At 65.5% G+C, this 20,566-nt stretch carries 20 protein-coding genes; 10 read left to right on the top strand and 10 right to left on the bottom strand.

Features of this window, described 5'->3' with window-relative positions; genetic code table 11:
* Window positions 1–7: 7 nt before the first annotated feature.
* Window positions 8–1,105: a hypothetical protein gene (locus ACSQ3P_RS27785; protein WP_436168685.1), complete on the bottom strand. Its 1,098-nt coding sequence runs from the start codon at window positions 1,103–1,105 to the stop codon at window positions 8–10.
* 270 nt (window positions 1,106–1,375) lie between these two features.
* On the bottom strand, window positions 1,376–2,110 hold the full coding sequence (locus ACSQ3P_RS27780; protein ID WP_436168684.1) for a DUF3750 domain-containing protein: 735 nt from the start codon (window positions 2,108–2,110) through the stop codon (window positions 1,376–1,378).
* A 187-nt stretch (window positions 2,111–2,297) separates the two neighbouring features.
* On the opposite strand from ACSQ3P_RS27780, the gene ACSQ3P_RS27775 reads away from it, so the two are divergent.
* The 6 genes from ACSQ3P_RS27775 (at window position 2,298) to ACSQ3P_RS27750 (ending at window position 7,071) form a co-directional block, all read left to right on the top strand.
* Complete coding sequence (locus ACSQ3P_RS27775) at window positions 2,298–3,365, top strand: polyamine ABC transporter substrate-binding protein (RefSeq protein ID WP_436168683.1); 1,068 nt, start codon at window positions 2,298–2,300, stop codon at window positions 3,363–3,365.
* Window positions 3,366–3,408: 43 nt separating this feature from the next.
* Window positions 3,409–4,563, top strand: coding sequence for an ABC transporter ATP-binding protein (locus ACSQ3P_RS27770; RefSeq protein WP_436168682.1), 1,155 nt, complete (start codon window positions 3,409–3,411; stop codon window positions 4,561–4,563).
* Window positions 4,560–5,462, top strand: a complete 903-nt coding sequence (locus tag ACSQ3P_RS27765; RefSeq protein ID WP_436168681.1) for an ABC transporter permease — start codon at window positions 4,560–4,562, stop codon at window positions 5,460–5,462. Before ACSQ3P_RS27770 ends, ACSQ3P_RS27765 begins: the two co-directional genes overlap by 4 nt.
* A complete protein-coding gene (locus ACSQ3P_RS27760; protein ID WP_436168680.1) occupies window positions 5,459–6,253 on the top strand; it encodes an ABC transporter permease in 795 nt (264 codons plus the stop codon). The genes ACSQ3P_RS27765 and ACSQ3P_RS27760 overlap by 4 nt, the downstream gene beginning before the upstream one ends.
* Before the next feature lie 96 nt (window positions 6,254–6,349).
* Window positions 6,350–6,604: a hypothetical protein gene (locus tag ACSQ3P_RS27755; RefSeq protein WP_436168679.1), complete on the top strand. Its 255-nt coding sequence runs from the start codon at window positions 6,350–6,352 to the stop codon at window positions 6,602–6,604.
* 101 nt (window positions 6,605–6,705) lie between these two features.
* Window positions 6,706–7,071, top strand: a complete 366-nt coding sequence (locus ACSQ3P_RS27750) for a hypothetical protein (protein ID WP_436168678.1) — start codon at window positions 6,706–6,708, stop codon at window positions 7,069–7,071.
* A 40-nt stretch (window positions 7,072–7,111) separates the two neighbouring features.
* On the opposite strand, the gene scpA is transcribed toward ACSQ3P_RS27750, so the two are convergent.
* From scpA to gcvA, 8 genes are all read right to left on the bottom strand, one after another.
* Window positions 7,112–9,274, bottom strand: coding sequence for a methylmalonyl-CoA mutase (scpA, locus tag ACSQ3P_RS27745; protein ID WP_436168677.1), 2,163 nt, complete (start codon window positions 9,272–9,274; stop codon window positions 7,112–7,114).
* Window positions 9,271–10,104: a bifunctional hydroxymethylpyrimidine kinase/phosphomethylpyrimidine kinase gene (gene thiD, locus ACSQ3P_RS27740; RefSeq protein WP_436168676.1), complete on the bottom strand. Its 834-nt coding sequence runs from the start codon at window positions 10,102–10,104 to the stop codon at window positions 9,271–9,273. The genes scpA and thiD overlap by 4 nt, the downstream gene beginning before the upstream one ends.
* Window positions 10,101–10,382, bottom strand: a complete 282-nt coding sequence (locus tag ACSQ3P_RS27735; protein WP_436168675.1) for a helix-turn-helix domain-containing protein — start codon at window positions 10,380–10,382, stop codon at window positions 10,101–10,103. Before ACSQ3P_RS27735 ends, thiD begins: the two co-directional genes overlap by 4 nt.
* A gap of 33 nt (window positions 10,383–10,415) precedes the next feature.
* Window positions 10,416–12,368 (bottom strand): methylmalonyl-CoA mutase family protein, encoded by a 1,953-nt coding sequence (locus tag ACSQ3P_RS27730; RefSeq protein ID WP_436168674.1) that lies wholly within the window; start codon window positions 12,366–12,368, stop codon window positions 10,416–10,418.
* 664 nt (window positions 12,369–13,032) lie between these two features.
* Window positions 13,033–14,133 (bottom strand): NAD(P)H-dependent flavin oxidoreductase, encoded by a 1,101-nt coding sequence (locus tag ACSQ3P_RS27725; RefSeq protein WP_436168673.1) that lies wholly within the window; start codon window positions 14,131–14,133, stop codon window positions 13,033–13,035.
* A gap of 96 nt (window positions 14,134–14,229) precedes the next feature.
* On the bottom strand, window positions 14,230–14,574 hold the full coding sequence (locus ACSQ3P_RS27720; RefSeq protein WP_436168811.1) for an antibiotic biosynthesis monooxygenase family protein: 345 nt from the start codon (window positions 14,572–14,574) through the stop codon (window positions 14,230–14,232).
* Window positions 14,575–14,653: 79 nt separating this feature from the next.
* Window positions 14,654–14,977, bottom strand: a complete 324-nt coding sequence (locus ACSQ3P_RS27715; RefSeq protein ID WP_436168672.1) for an antibiotic biosynthesis monooxygenase family protein — start codon at window positions 14,975–14,977, stop codon at window positions 14,654–14,656.
* Window positions 14,978–15,351: 374 nt separating this feature from the next.
* Entirely contained in the window at window positions 15,352–16,236 is an 885-nt protein-coding gene (gene gcvA / locus ACSQ3P_RS27710; protein ID WP_436168671.1) for a transcriptional regulator GcvA, read from the bottom strand.
* A 153-nt stretch (window positions 16,237–16,389) separates the two neighbouring features.
* Between gcvA and ACSQ3P_RS27705 the strand changes: the two genes are divergently transcribed.
* The 4 genes from ACSQ3P_RS27705 to ACSQ3P_RS27690 all read left to right on the top strand — a co-directional run bounded on the left by ACSQ3P_RS27705 (window position 16,390) and on the right by ACSQ3P_RS27690 (window position 20,450).
* Window positions 16,390–17,193: a crotonase/enoyl-CoA hydratase family protein gene (locus ACSQ3P_RS27705; RefSeq protein WP_436168670.1), complete on the top strand. Its 804-nt coding sequence runs from the start codon at window positions 16,390–16,392 to the stop codon at window positions 17,191–17,193.
* A 49-nt stretch (window positions 17,194–17,242) separates the two neighbouring features.
* Entirely contained in the window at window positions 17,243–17,683 is a 441-nt protein-coding gene (locus ACSQ3P_RS27700) for a DUF1330 domain-containing protein (protein WP_436168669.1), read from the top strand.
* A 611-nt stretch (window positions 17,684–18,294) separates the two neighbouring features.
* Window positions 18,295–19,212, top strand: a complete 918-nt coding sequence (locus ACSQ3P_RS27695) for a DUF4399 domain-containing protein (protein WP_436168668.1) — start codon at window positions 18,295–18,297, stop codon at window positions 19,210–19,212.
* A gap of 209 nt (window positions 19,213–19,421) precedes the next feature.
* Window positions 19,422–20,450 (top strand): formylglycine-generating enzyme family protein, encoded by a 1,029-nt coding sequence (locus ACSQ3P_RS27690; protein ID WP_436168667.1) that lies wholly within the window; start codon window positions 19,422–19,424, stop codon window positions 20,448–20,450.
* The last annotated feature ends 116 nt before the right edge of the window (window positions 20,451–20,566 follow it).

The raw sequence follows: 20,566 nt of genomic DNA, 5'->3' as shown, positions 1-20,566 counted from the left end.
CATGGCGTCAGCGCTCGGCGTTGACGAGCACGTAGAACAGCGAAGCCGGCTTTCCGACCGTCGCCAGGAACGCCTTGAAGCGGTTCGTCGGGATGGTCTGGCAGCCGGCGGACCAGGTGTCGGGCTCGAGCACGCTGTCCTTGCCGCCCTGGTGGATATACATCGAGGTGCCGGCCTTCCTGGGGTCGATCCGGCTGGGGTCGGCCGTGGTGAAGCGCCCGTCGCCATCGGTGTCGCGCTCGACGACCTGGGTGATCTTGGTCTGGAAGGCGCGGGCGCCGACATGGCCTCCCGGTTTCTCGTAATAGTGATAGGTGCCCTCGATCAGCCGGCCGAGGTCCTTGATCTTGTCCTTGTTGCCGTCTTCGCCATCGATCTTGTTGAAATGCACGCCGCCATAGCGCTGGTCCTGCCGGCCACCACCCGGCTTGCTGGCGGCGCGTTGCGAATACTGGGCGCCGGGCTCGGTGCAGATCGGGAAGATCGTCGAGATCCCTGTCGATCCGATCCTGCGCAGGACGACGAGCCTATCATCATAGGAGCCCTCGCCATGATGCGCGAGCGTGCCGCTTTCATTGCGCAGGGACAAAAGCGAGACCATGCCGCCCATGAAGTATGTTCGCGCCATGGGGCTGGCGAAACGCCGGAACACGGCGGCGTAAGCGTCGAATTGCTGCTTCGGGGTCTGAAAATAGAGCTTGCCGCCATCAGGCCTGAACAGCCGCACCGCCTCGATCTGTTCGTATAGCGCCCGGTTGTCGCGTCTTCGCAGGGCGGCCTTGGCCGCCTTCCCCAGGCGGATCTCGGCGGCCCGCCAGACATAGTCCTGCAGCGGCCACGGCACGGTTTCGGCCAGCTCCAGCCAGGCCTTGGCGTCGATCGGTGCGTGGCCGCACAAGGCCGTGTTCAATTGCCGGCCGAAAGCCGCGAAATCGAGCGGCTGCTTTGCGAGCCAGGGCGGCGGGCGCTGCTGCTTGACCACGGGCTGGCCTGTGGCTGCGGGCTGGTCCGAGACGACCGCCAGATGCGCCCGCGCGTCGGCGCGCGGCTTGATGATCCAGGAGGGCTGATCGCGCCCGCCGATCGTCAGATCAGGCCACGGCATGCAATCGCTCCGTTGTGGCAGGCCCTTGGAGCCAGGCAGCTTCGGTTGGCAGCGGGCTGAAACTAACCATGCGTCATAGGGCTGCGCAAGCGTGTCGGCGGCGGCGGAGCCTGGAGAGCGTCATTCTCGGGCTTGTGCCCTGAGAATCTCATGACCAGAGCGCCCTGGTTTAAGAGATGGTCGGGGCAAGCCCGACCATGACGCGCTTCGGATCCCGAGTCTCCTGCTTCGCGTAGCCCCGGAATGACGCGGTGTTTCCGAGCAAGGGTCCTAGAAACCCACCCGTCCCCAGCCCGGCAGCTTGAGGGCGGGGTGGCGCAGGTCGAGGCCGGCGACGAGGCCGAGCAGGTTGACCTCCACGCCTTCGACCCAGCCCAGCGTCACGCCGGCGAGGCCGAAGAGCGAGGCCTGCACGCCGGTGCGGCTCGGGGTGAGCCCGGCGAAGAGCCCCTCATCGCGCCAGTCCTTGCCGATCGCCGTCGGCGGCAGCGCTTGGGCGAGTTCGGGCACCTCGGCCAGCACATGCTGGACGAAGCTGTTCGAGTTGGGTCCCGGCCAGGCGAGATAGCTGCCCGGCGCGGGATAGGCGTAATCGGCGACGGCGGCGCGGATGCGCGGGATCAGTGCTTGCGCCTGTTCGCCCCGGATTTCGGCGACGGGTTCAGGTGCGTTGCCGAACCAGCGGCCATCGGCCTCGCGCAGGTTGACGCGGACCGGCGTGCCCCAGCCGACGACGTCGAAGCGGGTATAGGTGCCGGCGCCCTTCTCCTTCACCACGATCCAGGAATGATGCGCGAAGATGCCGCGCCAGCGCCCGACGCGGGCGGCGAAGACATGGACCACCGCCTCCGGCTCGCTCGCAGCAGTCGGCAAGAGCCTGGCGCTCGACCAGTCGGCCCCGCGCCAGTCATTGGCATTGGCCTGCAGCGACCACCAGGCGGCATGGGTCGCGAGCGGCAGCAGGAACAGGATCGCGAAAAGTGTGAGGAAGCGGCGGAGATGCATGCGGCAGGATATGTGGCCGCCATGTTGCATCGCAAGGTCGTGGGTAGGACGACTGCGCGTCATGCCACGATCACAATGACTTGAGGCGCGCGAGCAAGCTGCTAGCTTGCGCGGCGATTGCGACAAGGGGGGGCGGGTTTCGATGACGGCGTGTGGTTGGCTGAGGGGAGCTCTTTCGGGCGCGGCGATGGGGCTCGCGCTTCTCGCTGGGGGCGCTGCAAACGCTCAGAACAAGGAGCTGCGGATCTATAACTGGTCCGATTATGTCGATCCCGAGGTGCTCGACGCCTTCAAGAAGGAAACCGGGATCACTGTCGTCTACGATACCTTCGACCAGATGGAGACGGTCGAGACCAAGCTGCTTGCCGGCAAGACCGGCTACGACCTGATCGTGGTCACGGCCTCCTTCCTGCCGCGCCATATCCCGCTCGGGCTCTATGCGCCGATCGACGCCAGCAAGGTGCCGAACCTCAGGAACGCCTGGCCGGAGATTCAGGGTAGGCTAGCCAAATACGATCCCGGCAACAAATACGCTGTCGATTACATGTGGGGCACCACCGGCATCGGCTACAACGTTGCCAAGATCAAGGAGCGGCTCGGGCCTGACGCCGTGATCGACAGCTGGAAGATCATCTTCGAGCCCGAGCAGCTCAAGAAGCTCTCCAATTGCGGCGTGCATGTGCTCGATGCCGTCGAGGAGATGTTCCCGGCCGCCCTGCGCTATCTCGGATTGAACCCGGATTCCAAGGCCGAGGCCGATCTCAACAAGGCCGGCGAATTGCTGCGCAAGATCCGGCCGCACATCCAGAAGTTCCACTCCTCAGAATACATCAACGCGCTCGCCAATGGCGATATCTGCCTCGCCGTCGGCTATTCCGGCGACGTGCTGCAGGCGAAGAAGCGGGCCGAGGAGGCCAAGAACAAGGTCGAGATCGCCTATGCCATCCCGAAGGAGGGCGCATTGATGTGGTTCGATTCCTTCGTCATCCCCAAGGATGCCGGCAATACCGAGGCGGCGCTGGCCTTCATCGATTTCGTCAACCGCCCGGCCATGGCGGCGAAGAACTCCGACTTCATCCAATACGCCAACGGCAACCTCGCCTCGCAGCCTTTGCTTTCGGCCTCGGTGCGCGGCAATCCCGGCATCTACCCGTCGGAGGCCGTGATGGCGCGGCTCTATACGATCACGCCCTACGACCAGAAGTCGCAAAAGCTGGTCAACCGGCTCTGGACCCGCGTCAAGACGGGCAAGTGAGCGTGGCCAAGTGAGCACGGCAATGGGGCAGGGGGCGGCTCTCATGCGCAAGGCCTCGCCGGGCAGCGTGCGCCGCGCCTTCCAGCCCTGGAACGATCCGCAGGCGCGCCCGCTGGTGGAGTTCCGCAATGTCACCAAGCGCTTCGGCGCGGTGACGGCGGTCGATGGTTTGTCGCTGTCGCTCTATCCGCGCGAATTCTTCGCGCTGCTCGGCCCCTCCGGCTGCGGCAAGACCACGCTGATGCGGATGCTGGCGGGGTTCGAGCGGCCCGATTCCGGCGAGATCCTGCTCGACGGCATCGACATCACCACTGTCCCGCCGCATCTGCGCCCGGTCAACATGATGTTCCAGTCCTACGCGCTGTTTCCGCATCTCAGCGTCGCCGACAATATCGGCTACGGGCTGAAGCGTGAGGGCTTAGCCAAGCCCGAGATCGCCCGCCGCGTCGCCGAGATGCTGGCGCTGGTGAAGTTGGAGGGGCTTGGCGCGCGCCGGCCCGACCAGCTCTCCGGCGGGCAGCGCCAGCGCGTAGCCCTCGCCCGTTCGCTCGCCAAGCGGCCAAAGCTCCTGCTGCTCGACGAGCCGATGGCGGCGCTCGACCGCAAATTGCGTGAGGCGACGCAGTTCGAATTGATGGATCTGCAGAGCACGCTCGGCACGGCCTTCATGGTCGTCACCCATGATCAGGACGAAGCGATGACGATGGCCGACCGCATGGCGGTGATGGACCGGGGCCGGCTGGTCCAGATCGGCCCGCCGGATGTGATCTACGAGGCCCCGGTCAATCGCTATGTCGCCGAGTTCGTCGGCGACATCAATGTCCTGGATGGGCGCGTCTTCGCCGTCGACGGCGATCTCGTCAGGGTCGAGAGCGCTGTCGCCGGCATGCTCGAACTGGATGAGGACGCAGTCAGCTTTGTGCCGGGCGACGCGCTGCTCGTGGGGTTGCGGCCGGAGAAGATCGCGCTCAGCCATGACGAACCGGCGCAAGACCTCAACAAGGTCAGGGGCGAGATCTGGGACATCGGTTATCTCGGCGACGTCACCATGATCCAGGTCATGGTCGGCGGCGAAGGCGGCACGCTTTTGAAGGTCGCGCTGGCCAACCGCACGCGGCGGATCGAGCGGCCCTTCGCCTGGGACGATGCGGTCTGGCTGTCCTGGGACGTCGAAGCCGGGCTGGCGCTGGCGCGATGAGCGAGGCCGCATCCGCGAACGCCACCCGCCGCCTCGTCGTTGCGGTGCCTTATCTCTGGCTGCTCGCCTTCTTCCTCGTGCCCTTCGCCATCGTGCTGCGCATGGCGTTCTCGCATGCCGATACGGCGCTGCCGCCCTATGCGCCGCATTTCGCAGGTTTTGCCGCGGTCGGAGAGTTCCTGGCCGCGCTCGATCTCGACAATTTTCGCCTGCTCGCCGACGATACGCTCTACTGGCAGAGCTATCTCTATTCCTTGCGTATCGCCGGCCTGACGACCTTGCTTGCGCTCGCGATCGGCTATCCGCTCGCCTATGCGATGGCGTCCGCTCCCAAAAGCTGGCGAGGCGCGCTGCTCGTGCTCGTCATCCTGCCGTTCTGGACCTCCTTCCTGATCCGCGTCTACGCTTGGATCGGCATCCTGCGGCCCGATGGCTTGCTGGATGCGGCCCTCATCGGCCTTGGCCTCACGCAGGAACCGCTCAGGCTCTTGAACACCGAGGCCGCCGTGCTGATCGGCATGGTCTATTCCTATCTGCCCTTCATGGTGCTGCCGCTGTTTGCTGCGCTCGAAAAGCTCGATCGTTCCCTGCTCGAGGCCGCCGCCGATCTCGGCGCCAGGCCGTGGACGGCCTTCCTGACCGTGACCTTGCCGCTTTCCATCCCCGGCGTGCTCGCTGGCTGCGCGCTTGTCTTCATTCCGGCGGTCGGCGAATTCGTCATTCCCGATCTGCTGGGTGGGCCAGACACCATCATGATCGGCAAGGCGCTGTGGACGGAGTTCTTCTCCAACCGCGACTGGCCGCTCGCCTCGGCCGTGGCGGTCGTGCTCCTCGTCCTGCTGGTCCTGCCGCTGTCGTTGCTCCAGCGCGCGCGCCTCGCGCGGGGAGGGGCGGCATGAAACGGCTCGGGCCCGGCCTCATCCTGGCGCTCGTCGCCGGCTTCGCCTTCCTCTATCTGCCGATCCTGGCGCTCATCGCCTATTCCTTCAACGCCTCGCGCCTCGTCACCGTCTGGGGCGGGTTCTCGACGCATTGGTATGGCGCGCTCGTGCACAACGAGCCGCTGCTCGACGCTGCCTGGCTGAGCCTGCGACTGGCCTGCGTCTCGGCGACGCTGGCGACCGCGCTGGGCACGCTCGCGGCCCTGGCGCTGGCGCGCCATGGCCGGTTCCGCGGCCGGACCTTGTTCTCCGGCATGGTGCTGGCGCCGCTGGTCATGCCGGAAGTCATCACCGGCCTGTCCCTGCTCCTGCTCTTCGTCGCGACCGATATCGAGCGCGGCTTCTGGACCGTGACGATCGCCCACGCGACCTTCAGCCTGGGGTTCGCCTGCATCGTCATCCAGGCGCGGCTCGTCGGCTTCGATCGCTCGCTCGAGGAGGCGGCGCAGGATCTGGGCGCGACACCGCTGGCGACCTTCTGGACCGTGACCTTGCCACTGATCTGGCCGGCGGTCGCGGCCGCCTGGATGCTCGCCTTCACGCTCTCGCTCGACGACCTCGTGATCGCGAGCTTCACCACCGGGCCGGGCGCGACGACCCTGCCGATGCGGCTCTATTCAGCCGTGCGGCTCGGCGTTTCGCCTGAGATCAACGCCGCCTGCACCTTGATGATCGGCGCGGTCGCCGTTGCGGTGATCGCAGCCTCGCTCCTGCTGAAGCGCGAGCGGATGGTCAGCGCGGATAAATAGCAGGTGAATGGCGGCCTCAAGGCCCGTTCACCCCCGACATGCGAATGTCCGGGTCAGGCGAGGGAGCGTCCTTCGCCGTCAGACAGGACAGGGACCATGTTCCGTACATTCGCCGGCCTCTCCACCCTCGCCATCGGCGCTGCGGCGCTGGCTGTCGCGAGCTTCGCGCCGATCACATCCGCGAGCGCCTTCGATGGCCGCTATGAGCGCGGCTATGAACGCGCGCAGTATGGTTGGCGCCCGGCCCCGCCCGTCGTCCACGGCTATTGGGGCCGGCGCTATTGGCGCCATCAATATGAAGGTCATGGCTTCCGCGCGCCGCCGCCGGCCTATGGTTACGGCTGGCGCTGACGTAAGGCATCCGGCGGCAGGCGCGCTTGTGCCTGCCGCTTCGCGCGGTTGCTGCTGCATGTGTCGCCAAATGGAACAAAACAGCTGAGCGGGAGGTTTCTGTGACAGAAACGAGGACCACGATCATGATCCGCAAGACGCTAATCGCTGCCGCGACGACGCTGGTTCTTGGCGTTGGTTTTGTCGGCCTGGGCGGCGTGGCCGCGCCGAGTTCGGCTCAGGCGCAGTGGCGCGACTATGATCGCCCCTATTACGGCCAGCGCCGCCATTATCGTGAGCGCGCCTACCGCCCGCAGCGGCCTGCCTATGGGCGAGGCTATAACGTGCCTGCCGGCCCGGGCGGCCTGGGGCGCGCCGGGGTTCTGCCGGACGGGCGGCGCTTCTACACGCCGCCGGGCCGCGAATTGCCGGGCGGGCAGACTTACGAGACCTCTCCCAGGGGGCAGGGAACGGGCGGGTATAACTGACCGCTCGCCCGACTTCGCGACCGATGTCCAGCCGCCGGGATTACTCGGCGGCTGATTTTTGCGCGTAGCCCAGCCGCTGATTGAGGTTTTCGAGCAGCTTCTCGGCCGCGTCGGCGATCACCGTTCCCGGGGGGAAGATCGCGCTCGCACCGGCCTCGTAGAGCGCCTCGAAATCCTGCGACGGAATCACGCCGCCGACGACGATCATGATGTCGGGCCGGCCGGCCTTGGCGAGCGCGCTTTTCAGCTCCGGCACCAATGTCAGATGGCCCGCCGCGAGCGAGGAGACGCCGACGATATGGACGTCGTTCTCGACCGCCTGGCGCGCCGCCTCGTCGGGGGTGGCGAAGAGCGGCCCGATATCGACATCGAAGCCGAGATCGGCGAAGGCCGAGGCGATGACCTTCTGGCCGCGGTCATGCCCGTCCTGCCCCATCTTGGCGACGAGGATGCGCGGCCGGCGGCCATCGGCCTCCTCGAAGGCTTCAGTCATCATCTGCACGCGTGTCACGGCTGGGTTCATGGTGCCGACCTCCCGCTTGTAGACGCCCGAGATCGATTTGATCTCGGCCCGATGGCGCCCGAAGACTTGCTCCATCGCCATCGAGATCTCGCCGACGGTGGCTTTCGCGCGCGCCGCCTTCACCGCGAGGTCGAGCAGGTTGGCGTCGCCCTTCGCACCATGGGTCAGCGCGGCGAGCGCAGCCTGAACATCGGCCTCGACGCGCTCGGCCTTGAGCCGGCGGAGCTTATCGAGCTGCTGCTTGCGCACCGAGGCATTGTCGACCTTGAGCACGTCGATCATCGCCTCGTTCTCGGGCTTGAACATGTTGACGCCGATGATCGCCTGCTGGCCGCCATCGATGCGGGCCTGCGTCTTGGCGGCGGCCTCCTCGATGCGCAGCTTCGGGATGCCGGCCTCGATCGCCTTGGCCATGCCGCCCAGAGCCTCGACCTCCTGGATATGCGCCCAGGCCTTGGCCGCAAGCTCGGCGGTGAGGCGCTCGACATAATAGGAGCCGCCCCAGGGATCGATGATGCGGCTCGTGCCGCTCTCCTGCTGCAGCAGGATCTGGGTGTTGCGGGCGATGCGGGCGGAGAAGTCGGTCGGCAGGGCCAGCGCCTCGTCGAGCGCGTTGGTGTGCAGCGACTGGGTGTGGCCCTGGGTCGCCGCCATCGCCTCGATCATCGTGCGCGGCACGTTGTTGAACACGTCCTGCGCCGTCAGCGACCAGCCCGAGGTCTGGCAATGGGTGCGTAAGGGCAGGGATTTTTCGCTCTGCGCGCCGAAATCCTTGACCAGCTTGGCCCAGATCAGGCGGCCGGCGCGCAGCTTCGCCACCTCCATGAAGAAGTTCATGCCGATGGCCCAGAAGAAGGACAGGCGCGGCGCGAAGACATCGACGCCAAGGCCGGCGCGCTGGCCGGCGCGGATATATTCGACGCCGTCGGCGAGCGTGTAGGCGAGCTCCAGATCCTGCGTCGCTCCCGCTTCCTGCATGTGATAGCCGGAGATCGAGATCGAATTGAACTTCGGCATGTTCTGCGACGTATAGGAGAAGATGTCGCCGATGATCCGCATCGAGGGCGTGGGCGGATAGATATAGGTGTTGCGGACCATGAACTCCTTGAGGATGTCGTTCTGGATGGTGCCTGAGAGCTTTGCCGCCGGAACGCCCTGTTCCTCGGCCGCGACGATATAGAGCGCCAGCACCGGCAGGACCGCGCCGTTCATCGTCATCGACACGCTCATCTGGTCGAGCGGGATGCCGGAGAACAGCGTGCGCATGTCGTAGATCGAGTCGATCGCGACCCCGGCCATGCCGACATCGCCGCCGACGCGGGGGTGATCTGAATCATAGCCGCGATGGGTAGCGAGATCGAAGGCGACCGAGAGGCCCTTCTGGCCGGCGGCGAGATTGCGCCGGTAGAAGGCGTTGGAATCCTCGGCCGTGGAGAAGCCGGCATATTGCCGGATCGTCCAGGGTTGGTTGACATACATCGTCGGATACGGCCCGCGCAGATAAGGCGCGATGCCCGGAAGCGTGTCGACGAAGGGCAGGCCGTCGCGGTCTTCAGCCGTATAGAGCGGCTTCACCGGAATGCCCTCAGGCGTCAGCCAGTCAGCGCCGGTCGCGGCTGCGGCGGCTGGAGAGGCGCCGTCGGCGAAGGCCAGCGTCGTGAAATCCGGGATCGCGGTCATGGCTGTCTCCCGTCGGATTGATCCCACCAATGGTGGAAATGATGCACCGGTCCGTGGCCGTGGCCAACCTGAACCTGGTCTGCGGCGGCAATGGCCGCCGAGATATAGCTCTTGGCCTGGCCGACGGCCTCGGGCAAAGCGAGCCCCTTGGCGAGGCCCGCCGCGATCGCCGATGACAATGTACAGCCCGTGCCATGGGTGTTGCGCGTCGCCAGGCGCGGCGCGTTGAAGCGCTGGCGGGCGCCGCCGGAGAGCAGCAAGAGGTCGCTGCTGACCTCACCTGCGCCATGCCCGCCCTTGATCAGGACGTTCGCGGCTCCAAGCGCGGCGAGCTTGCCGGCCTGCTCATCGATCGCCGCATCGGTCTCGGCGATGCCCGTGCGCAGAAGCGCGGCGGCTTCGGGCAGGTTCGGTGTGATCAGCGTCGCCAACGGGAAGAGGTGGCGGCGGATCGCGTCGACGGCGTCGTCCTGCAGCAATTTCGCGCCCGACGCCGCGACCATCACCGGATCGAGCACGATGTTGCGGGCCTTGTGGCGGATCAGCCCGGCAGCGACGGCCTCGATCAATTCCGCCGTCGCCAGCATGCCGATCTTGACGGCGGCGACGTCGAGATCCTCGAACACCGCATCGATCTGCTGGGCGACGAACTCGGCCGGCACGGCATGGATCGCGCGGACGCCTGTCGTGTTCTGCGCCGTCAGGGCGACGATGACGCTGGCGCCATAGACCTGATGGGCGGCGAAGGTCTTGAGATCGGCCTGGATGCCGGCGCCGCCGCTGGAATCGGAGCCGGCGATGGTCAGGGCGATGGGGGGCGGTGTGCTCACTCGGCGGCTTCCAATGTGATCCTGAGTTTGGTGCCCGTGGCCCGGGCGTAGCGCTCCAGCGTCCGGGTCGAGGGCTTACCCCGGCCGCTTTCGAGCCGCGCGATCACGGATTGCGTCGTGCCCATGCGCTGGGCGAGCGCTTCCTGCGTCAGACCGGCGCGAGTGCGCGCCTGGATCAGCGAGGTGAGAAGCGCGAATTCCTCTTCGAGCGCGTCATATTCCGACTGCACTGCGGGATTCGCCGATAGGTGCGCTTTGAGATCATGCAAGGCTGTCATTTGCGTCTTTGCGGTAATTATAGCAAATTTGCGCTAATCAGGCAATGCCGAGATGGCAAGCGCGCTTTCGAGCAGGGCTACGACATCGCAGCCGGCATGAATGAAGCCGGCCACGCCGGCTGCCCTGAGCGCGGCCTCGCTCTCGCCCGGCCGGCCGGCGAGCCAGATCGTCGCGCCGGCTTGCTTGAGTGCCGTGGCGGCTGCGCCAGCCTCCGCCGCATAGCGCTCATCCGAGCCGCAGAGGCAGGCGAGGCGCGCGCCCGATGCCTGATAGGCCGCAATGAGCGCCGCAAGATCGGTGGCGCCGTCCTTGCTGAAACCGTCATCGCTCGGCGCCGCCAGCCCACCGGTCTCGAACAGGTTGCGGGCGAAGCCTGCGCGCGCGGCGAAATCGGCGATCGGCCCCAGCGTCGCCAGGAAGACGGCGGGGCGCTCGGTGAAAGCGTCGGCCTTGTCGCGCAGGGCCTCGAACGCCTCGGCCAGGCGATGCGAGGGCAGGGGCTGCGCTCGCAGTGCCTCCTCCGGCGCGCTCAGCGCCTGCTCGCGCGTCGCGCCTTGCGCCAATTGAGCGATCAGGTCGCCCTGGTCCTGGGCGCTCGCCTTGGTCGCGGACGGGCGGGCTGTCCGGCGCGCCGCGGGCGCGACATCGAGCACGCTGACGGGGGCCTCTTTCAGATTGGCGAATTCGCTCGTTCCGGTGATCGGCTCGCGGCGGGTGGCGATCGCCTTGGCGCGCGCTTCTCTCTGGCGGGCAAGGCCAGCCTGGACATGGCCGTTCGTCAAGGCCGAGACGATGCCGGGCAGGCCGTCTTTGGCCTCCCGCTCCAGATCCTGGAACTTGCTCCAGCCCTGCTCGCACAGCGCCTGCGTCAGGCTTTCGAAACTGCCGGCCCCGGCGGCGGGGTCGGCGACGCGCCAGAGATTGGCCTCTTCGAGCAGGACGAGCTGGGTGTTGCGCGCGACGCGGCGGGCAAAAGCGTCGGGCAGGCCGAGCGCGGCCGTGAAGGGCAGGACAATGAGGCTATCAGTGCCGCCGATCCCGGCCGAGAAGGTCGCGATCGTGCCGCGCAGCATGTTGACCCAAGGGTCGCGCCTGGTCAGCGAGCGCCAGGCGGTCTCGGCATGCAGGACCATCGGCTTCGGTGTGAGCCCGCAGGCCGTCTGCACGCGCTCCCAGAGCAGGCGGGCGGCGCGGAACTTGGCGATGGTCATGAACTCGTCGGTATCAGCGACGAGGACGAAGGAGATCGCGTCGCGCGCCTCGTCCAGCGCCATGCCCTGTGCTTCGAGCGCGCGCAGATAGGCCACCGCCGTGGCGAGCGCCGCGCCGAGCTCCTGTGCCTCGCTGGCGCCGGCCTCGTGATAAGGGCGGACATCGGCGGTGAGGAAGGGGCCCTTGAAGCCGCGCTGCGTCAGCGCCCGGATCGTCTCCGCCAGCCTGCGTCCGATCTCGGGCCAGGACGCGGCGAAGACGCCTTCGCTGGCCAAAAGCCCGATCGGGTCGAGCCCGAAATCAACCGCGCCGCTATCGGGCGCGATGCCACGCTTCTCGAACAGGGCCGCCAGCAGCAGCGCATTGACGCGGCCTTGCGGGGCCGGGTCGAGCCGCAGCCGGATCAGCTCCAGCATGACGCCGTCAAGCGCTGCATCGAGCGCTGCGACATCACCCGCGACGAGCCCATGGCCGCGCGCCGCGCGCGCGCCGGGGAAAGACAGCACGAGCGAATCCGCGCCGCCTTCGAGATCGGCCAAGGCGAGCTCCTGCGCCCGCGCCGGTTCGGGATGGTCAACACGGGCCGCGACATGCCAGCGGCCCGCCTCAGTCCGCAGCGGCCTCTGCGTTGTCTTGGCGGCGGCGTAGAGCGGCTCGATGCGGATGCCGTCGGCGCTGCGGCCGACCAGCCGCTTCTCGAAATCCGCGCCCTTCAGAACCTTGTCGACCGCGCCCCGCCATTGCTCCAGGGAGGGTGAAGGAAAGGCGTTCATGAAAGGCAGGTCTGACAATGAAGGCAGATCTGACAAGGAAGGAAGGTCTGACGATGCGGCCGCGTTCATCTGCGCTTGTGCTCCCTCTGCCCTACCATTGTGCAATCGCGAAGCGCTGATTGCCATGGGGAGAGGCGCACCGCCATGCCTACTTCGTCGCAGGCGGCGTGCGCGAATGCGAAGGGGCGCGGGCGCGCGGGAAGCCTGAGAGCACCCAAAGACCTGAGGCGTTGTCGGTTCTTGGCCCTTTCCGGACTCCGCGGATGTCCGCTTACCGGCAGGCTAGTTGAGGACCCGCCTCAATGGCTCGGGCTGGCCTATTTCTGACGCTCGGAGTGTCCGCTTCCGGGATCATACCTGGAAAATTCCAGCTCAGAATGGCCCAGTTTCAGGGGAGCACGTCACATGGTCAAGGACATCGCCGCCCCCGCGCCCTCGTTGAGCGGCCGCGTTGCTGATCGACCACGGCAAGCCGGCGATCTCCATCTCCGATGGTCAAATGCTTCGCCAGCGACATGGTCGTGGTACAGAGGGACTACGCCGTGCAGATCTTCGGCGGCTCCGGCTACATCGGCGGCTTCGAGGTCTAGCGGCTCTACCTGACCGCTGAGGCTGAATCTCCCGACAGGAGAATGGCTGCGTCGACTTGGCCCGACAAGCCGCTTCAGATCGACCGTCTGCGCACAGCCCGTGCCCGAAATGCCTGTCCCGTTTCCCGGACAAGTGCGTCGAACAATTCGCCCGCCGTATGGTGACGCAGCAGGGCCGCCGATTGTCCGGCGTAGATCGAGATCAGGTCGTCGCGGCCACGCTCGATGGCCGCAGCGCGGAGGCTGTTCGTTAGCCAGTTCTGTGCCGGATATGGCGCGAGATCATCTCCGTAAGCTGCCATTTTCTCGGAATATCCGTTGCGGATGGCGCGTGCCAACCGCCCCGAGAAAACCCGCGTCAGCGTCGTGTGGCGCGCCCGATCGGAAAGCAAGGCTGCACGATAGAGAGGTGATGCGCCGGATTCTGAGCAGGCCAGGAACGCCGTGCCGACCTGCACGCCGTCGGCACCGAGCGCCATTGCAGCTGCGACCCCACGGCCGTCCGCAATGCCGCCGGCGGCAACGACCGGGATTCGGACGGCATCCCGAACCTGCGGGATCAGTGCGAATGTCCCCACGAGAGAACGCTCGGGCGGCTCCAAAAACGACACCCGATGGCCACCCGCCTCCGCACCGGATGCGAGAACGAGGTCGATACCCGCGGCTTCGATCGCGCGAGCCTCCTCGACCGTCGTTGCATTGCCGATCGTGCGGATCCCACGGGATCGGCACGCCTCGATGATCCGCGGCGAGGGAATGCCGAAGACGAAGCTGACAACCGAAGGTGCCACCTCGATCAGCGCCTCGATCTGCTCGTCAAAATTCTGCCCGAAACGATCGGGGAATGCTGGGGGATCTAGTCCGAGCGCTGCGTAATGAGCATGCAGCCGCCCGACGTGACGCTCGAACGACGCTTGGTCGAATCCGGCCATCGCCGGATCTTCGTTGTCGACCCAGAGATTGATGGCGAATGGCGATGCCGTGCGCTCGCGTATGTGCGCAACGATGTCCCTGATATGGACGGGACTGAAGATATGGGCTCCGAACGAACCGAGGCCACCGAGATTGGAAACCGCCGCAGTCAATTCTACCGAGGAAAGCCCTCCGCCGAACGGGCCCTGGACGATCGGATAGGTAATCCTCAGCAATCGCGCCGCTTCGGTCTCATTCCACATTGTCTCTCTTCCCACGATAGCATCCAGCAAAAGATTGGATGAGTTCCGGCGCTTTGCACCCAGCCGCGGTCGGATTGCGCCGCCTTCAACGAGCGTTCACGCAAGGGCTTCGCGGCTGTCGCACGGCGACTGCTCGCGCTCGGTCATGCCGTAGTCGCGCAAGACCGCGGCGACCCGCAGGCGGTAATCTAGGAACACATCCTTACGGCTGTTGGCCTGGACTGTGCGATGGACGTTCCAATTGCGGAATGCGTCGACCGCTGCTTCGTCGCGCCAGATGGACAGCGCAAGCAGCTTGTTCGGATCGGAGAAACTCTGGAAACGCTCGATGGAGATGAAGCCGTCTATCGTCTCGAGCTGCGGCGCAAGCCGCGCACCCATGGCCAGATAGGTCTGCATCTTTCCGGGTGCCGGCCACGACTCGAAGATCACCGCAATCATTTCCTGCTCCTGGTCGTTGAAGGATGTCTCGGGCCCCGGCTTCGCGCTGCGGCCGGCCAGGAACCATCTCGGCATATGATCAGCCCGCCTTGCCGGGCGGCGCCTTGGCCAACCACGCCTGCGCCCGGACGACGCTGCAGATCTGGTATTTGAATTCGCTGTAGAAGTTCTCGAAGCCGCGCTTTTTGGCTTCACGGTGCTCGATATCGACACGCCATTGGTTCAGTGCCTCTTCGGTTTCGAACTCGACGATCGTCACTCGTTCCCCATCATCGGCCACGAATCCCTTGTGCGAGACATAGCCGGGCATCGTCCGCGCCCGCTCGCTCATGCGCTGGGCCGTCGGGCCATACTCATCCTGCACGCCGGGCTTCAGCCGACTGCGCAATACTATAACGATCATGGGAGTGCCTCCATCCTAATGTTGCCGTCACCCGCCGATAAAGCCGCAGGGGTTCGCGCTGCAGTGCCTGCCGCCCCTCATGCGTGGGTTGGCCGGGCAACGAGCCTGCGCCTGAAGAATTCCAGGATCTCATCCCGGGTCGCGATCGTCGGTTGGGTTCGGCAGAACGAAGCACCCTTCCCGATGCCGGGCACGGAAGCGTGCACGCTTCTCGGAATGATAAACGACCAATTGGCGCCCCTCCCGTTGAGACAAGCGGGATTTAGGGAGCCGACGTCGTGCGGGGCAAATGAGTAATACTGGAGCCCGTGTGAATGATATTCACGCGGGACGCTGCCCTGCCGTGAAGGCTCCGGCCTGACGCCTTCAGCAGCTCAACCTGCCGATGTCGCGCTTTCCTGCAGGATCCAGGATCGGAATGCGACGATGCGCGGATCGTCCGCCCGGCTTTCCGCGCCCACGAGCCAATAGGCGGTCTGGCTTGGAACGAGGTCCCAGATTTCGACCAGGTTGCCCGAAGCCAGCTCCTGATCAACAAGGGGCTTGCGCCCGATCGCCACGCCGAGGCCCTGGCAGGCCGCTTGGAACGCCATGTGAATGGTATCGAAGCGAAGCCCCTTCGCCTGATCGGGCATGGCACGGCCGGTCGCGCTCGCCCACATCTCCCAGTCCTCGCTGGTGCTCGTCACATAGATCAAGGGCGCCTGCTCGATATCGGCGAGATCGTACACGCGCTCACGGATCGACGGCGCGCAGACCGGGACGAGTACCTCCGCGACCAGCTTGTCGGCGACAACGCCCTGCCAGTTGCCGCGGCCCATCCGGATGGCCAAGTCCACGCCGTCCTCCGACAGCTCCGCCCGCTCCTGGGATGTGTCGATGACGATCTGAATGTCCGGATGGAGCTCGCGGAATTTATGCAGCCGCGGCAGCAGCCACCGAGCAGCGAATGTCGGCGCCGCGCTGATCGAAAGCTGGCCCGAGCCATGCCTGTTGATGACCTGGGCGCTGCCGCTGGCCAGAAGGTGAAGCGCCTGACGGACGGTCGGGATGTAGGTCTGTCCCGCCTCGGACAGCACCAGCCCCTTCGTCGTGCGCAGGAAAAGTGGCACGCCGAGCCATTCCTCCAGCGATTGAATGCCGTGGCTGACGGCGCTCGGCGTCAGCAGCAGCTCCTCCGCCGCGTTCTTGAAGCTCAACAGCCGGGCGGCCGCCTCGAACAGGCGAAGTGAATTCAGCGGCGGTAACCGGGAGCGCATCGCACTGGCCTCCTGCCGAACATCTCGTCGCACGGCGCTCCGGCGCAGATCACGAGGTGAAGTTTTCTCATGCGCCGGAGAAGATTATCCGTTTGTTCGATCGCGAGCCCGATTGCAACGTCCGGCCACGCAGCAAGGGCAGGAGCCGTGATCATGACGCCGACGACAGAGCATCCAGTACTGATCGACATGGCCGGCAGCATCGCCACCCTCACGCTCAGCCGGCCGGCCAAGCTCAACGCGCTGAACTACGCGACGATCGATGCGCTCCAGCGACATCTCGATGCCATCGAGCGGGACGAAGCCGTTCGCATCGTGATCTTGACGGGCGCCGGCGAGAAGGCCTTCAGCGCGGGCGCCGATATTGCCGGCTTCTCGCTCAGCGTCGAGGCGGGTGTGACCACCGCGATGCGGGAATTCGTCGGGCGAGGCCAGGCACTGACCCGGCGCATCGAGAATTTTCCGAAGCCGGTCATCGCCGCGGTGAACGGCCTCGCCTTCGGCGGGGGCTGCGAGATCGTCGAGGCCTGTCCGCTCGCCATTGCCAGCGAACATGCCCGCTTCGCCAAGCCGGAGATCAATCTCGGCTTTCCGCCGACATTTGGCGGAACCCAGCGCCTGCCGCGCCATGTTGGTCGCAAGCGGGCCTTGCATCTCATCCTGACCGGCGACTCGATCTCGGCCGAGGAAGCCGTGCAGATCGGGCTGATCAACGAGACCGTGCCCGCTTCCCGGCTCTTGAAGCGGACGCGGCAGCTCGCGGCGACGATCCTCGGAAAGTCGCCGGCGGCCGTCAGCGCCTGCCTCGCGAGCGTCACACGCGGCATCAACCTGTCAATCGACGAAGGCCTGGCCGTCGAAGCCAGCCAATTTGCGCAATTGGCCCATACCAGCGACGTGCGCGAGGGCATCAGTGCCTTCCTCGAGCGCCGGCCAGCCCATTTCAGCGGACGCTGACGGCCGCAGGAACCAAAACCGCCCCCCTATCACCGAGAGACGATGAACAATGTCGGGCCATGTCGATCTCGAGAAGGCACAGTTCTTGGCGCTTCGCGACAGTGAGCATCAGGGCCCCTTGCATCTGCTCAACCTAATCCGGCTGCGCGAGCGTGCCGATTATCTCGACGGCCGCGAGGTTCGCGGCATCGAAGCCTATCAAAGCTATGGCCGGGCCAGTGAACCCGTGCTGGCTCGCATCGGTGCAAGGATCATCTGGGAGGGCCAATTCGAGATGGTGCTGATCGGACCGCGGGCCGAGCATTGGGATCTCTGCTTCGTCGCGGAATATCCCAACGTGCAGGCCTTCGTCGAACTGATCCGCGATCCCACCTATCGGGAAGCCGCGCTGCACCGGAAGGCCTCTGCGCAGGATTCTCGCCTCATCGCGCTGCAGCCACGGCCGGGGGCGACCCGGTTCGGCCAATTTCTCGCTGAAACCCGCGATTGAGAGCTGGCCTTAGCGCGAGCGTAAGCCAAGTCGGGATCTTCGAGTTGCAGATAGGCGCTGGCCTGGGGCCGTGTCCAGCGTCGGGTGCCCGGTTGGCAATAGGTCGATTTCGGTTGTGCGTCGACATCCCCCTGGAGGTCCGCTTCCGAGCGCTGGCCCTATGCCCGCTCCTGGCGCATTTGCGCCGCCCGACAATTCCGCAGTTTTGATGCGCCACCAGGGCGATCAATCTTCTCCGGTAGCAGCGCGGCGAAGGCCTTCGCCTCGTTCGAAGCGGCCGATGCGTACAGCCAATTGTCGAGATCGGGGCGACCTTGCGTCGTCGCTTCTCTCGCGCGGGTTCGGCGGGCAGCATAGCGTCTTACCCACGATCAAGGTCAGAACGCGCGAGGCCAAGACTGCGCGAGGCCAAGACCGCGTTCGCCAATCTTGCCAAAGGCGTGATGAGAGCCCCCTTGGACATAATGCCGGTCAATGTCTCTCCATCCTCGCGGATGGCGACAAGGTGGGGGGCGAGCGTTCGTCGAACGGAGGGCGCGGGCAGGGAGCAGGGAGTTTCTTAGCCGCTGCCCCGGCGCGACGCTGGCCGTGCTCCGGCCCGGCTTTGGCCCATGATATCGCTAGAGCGGGGATTTTTGCCTTTCCAGGGCCGTTTTGCTACGTCTGTAACGAGCTGGTTGCGAAGGAGCTGGATGATGCTGAATCCATATGCCTTGCGGGCCTTGGCAGCTTGCTCGATGCTACTTCTGACGCCCGCCTTCGCCCAGGCGCAGACACCAAACACGCCGATCCGGCCCGATGCCGTGGTTTTTTTCACGGATCTGAAGGATGGCGCGGTCATTCCGCCGAAGCTCACCCTCAAGTTCGGCGCATCCAATTTCGAAGTCGTTCCGGCGGCGGTCAAAAAGGCCAATTCCGGCCATCATCATCTTCTTATCGACAGCCCGGTGCCGCCGTTAGGCGAGCCGATTCCGAGCGATCCCCGCCATCTGCATTTCGGGCGCGGCCAGACGGAAACGGAGCTTGTTCTCGCTCCGGGCCCGCATACGCTGCAACTGCTGCTCGGCGACCACGATCATGTGCCGCATAATCCTCCGATCATGTCCGCGGTGATCCGCGTGACGGTGTCCGACAAGGCCACCGCGCCCGGGCGCACGGCGTCGCTGCCGGATTCGGAGGTCTATTTTATCGGCCTTCCCAACGGCTCGGTCGTCCCGCAAAACCTGACGGTCCGGTTTGGGCTGCGCAATATGGGGGTTGCCCCGGCAGGCGTCGTCAAGGCCGGCACCGGGCATCACCATCTCATCATCGACCGGCCCGCGCCCGCTTTGGGGGAACCCATCGCCAGCGATCCGAACCATCTCCATTTCGGCCGCGGTGAGACTGAGAAGAAGATCACGCTTGCACCGGGCCGGCACACGCTGCAGCTCGTGCTGGGCGATCAGGACCATATCCCGCATGATCCGCCGGTCATGTCACAGCGGATCGAAGTGAGAGTGGTGCGGCCGCATAGGCAGCGGCGCTGGTAGACAGATGCGGGCAAGACAGGTGTGGGCAAGACAGGAGTGGATGTCGAAAAACTTCGGCGCGGCGCGGATAACTTTAATCCGGTGATTTTAAGATCTTTAGAATCGTGCCTCGCACCCGGTTTTTTCGCAGAAGATGGCAGTCCATGGCAGCTGAACTAAATTTGATCCTGGGCTCCGGCTTTCCGTATCTGATGCATGCGTCCAAGCGAATGGCTGTCGCATTTGGCCTCATTGTCTGGCTGTTGCCGCATTCGGTTTCCGCCGGGCCATTGGCGCCGCGCCCTCCCGGTACGATCGTTCTGGCGCAGGTGCCCGCCGCCCCGCCCGCCACTGACGCAGGCAGCCTCGAAACCCGCTACTGGAATTCGATCAAGGACAAAACAGACCTCGGCGATTTTCGGATTTATCTCGATGCCTGGCCAAACGGGCTCTATGCAGCGGAGGCGCGCGCCCGGATCGAGCGTTTGAGTGGCAAGGCGCCGCCCCCTGCTGCGCCGCCCCCCGCTGCGCCGGTCGCGCCTGCCAATGCTCCAGTGCAGGATTGCGCGGAGTGCCCACCGATGATTCCGATTGCAGCGGGCGCTTTCGCCATGGGATCGGCAGAACCGTTTCGCTTCGAGGCGCCGGTCCACACCGTCACCATCAGGAAGCCGTTTTATATTGGCCGCACCGAAGTGACCTATGATGAATGGGATGCCTGTGTTGCGGCCAAAGGCTGCGCCTTCGCGCCGGATGATCGGGGCGCCGGCCGGGGCAAGCGGCCGGTCGGCAACCTGAGCTGGGAGGACACCCAGCAATATGTCGCCTGGCTGTCGAAAAGGACTGGCCAGACCTATCGGCTGCCGACCGAGGCCGAGTGGGAATATGCCGCGCGCGCAGGCCGGCCCACCGCTTATTTCTGGGGCAAGATGATGGAAAAGGCCCGCGTCAACTGTTCGGGCTGCGATGGTTCGCGCTCGACAGCTGCGGTTGCCGTCGCCACCTATCCGCCCAATGATTTCGGCCTCTATGACATGTCGGGGAATGTGGCGGAATGGGTGGAGGACTGCTGGAACGACAGCTACCGATCCGCGCCCGCCAATGGCTCGGCCTGGGTGAAGCCGGGCTGCAAGGAACGCGTCCTGCGCGGCGGCTCCTTCAGCAGCGAGCCACAATATGTCCGCTCGGCCTCGCGCTTCAAATATGATTTCGATGTGCGCTTCCAGACCAACGGCTTTCGCGTTGCGCGGGAGCGCTAGAGCATTTTCGAGCGAAGTCGACACCGGTTCCCTCGCGACAAACGCGAAGCGTTTGCGCGGAGAAAATGCGATAAAACAAGGAGCTAGAGCATTTCCGCGATTGGGAGAAACGCGGA

The organism is Allobosea sp. LjRoot9 (assembly GCF_964252745.1).
Lineage (GTDB): Bacteria > Pseudomonadota > Alphaproteobacteria > Rhizobiales > Beijerinckiaceae > Allobosea.
The sequence above is the reverse complement of the archived record's forward strand: the minus strand, read 5'-3'. Positions and strand labels throughout refer to the sequence as shown.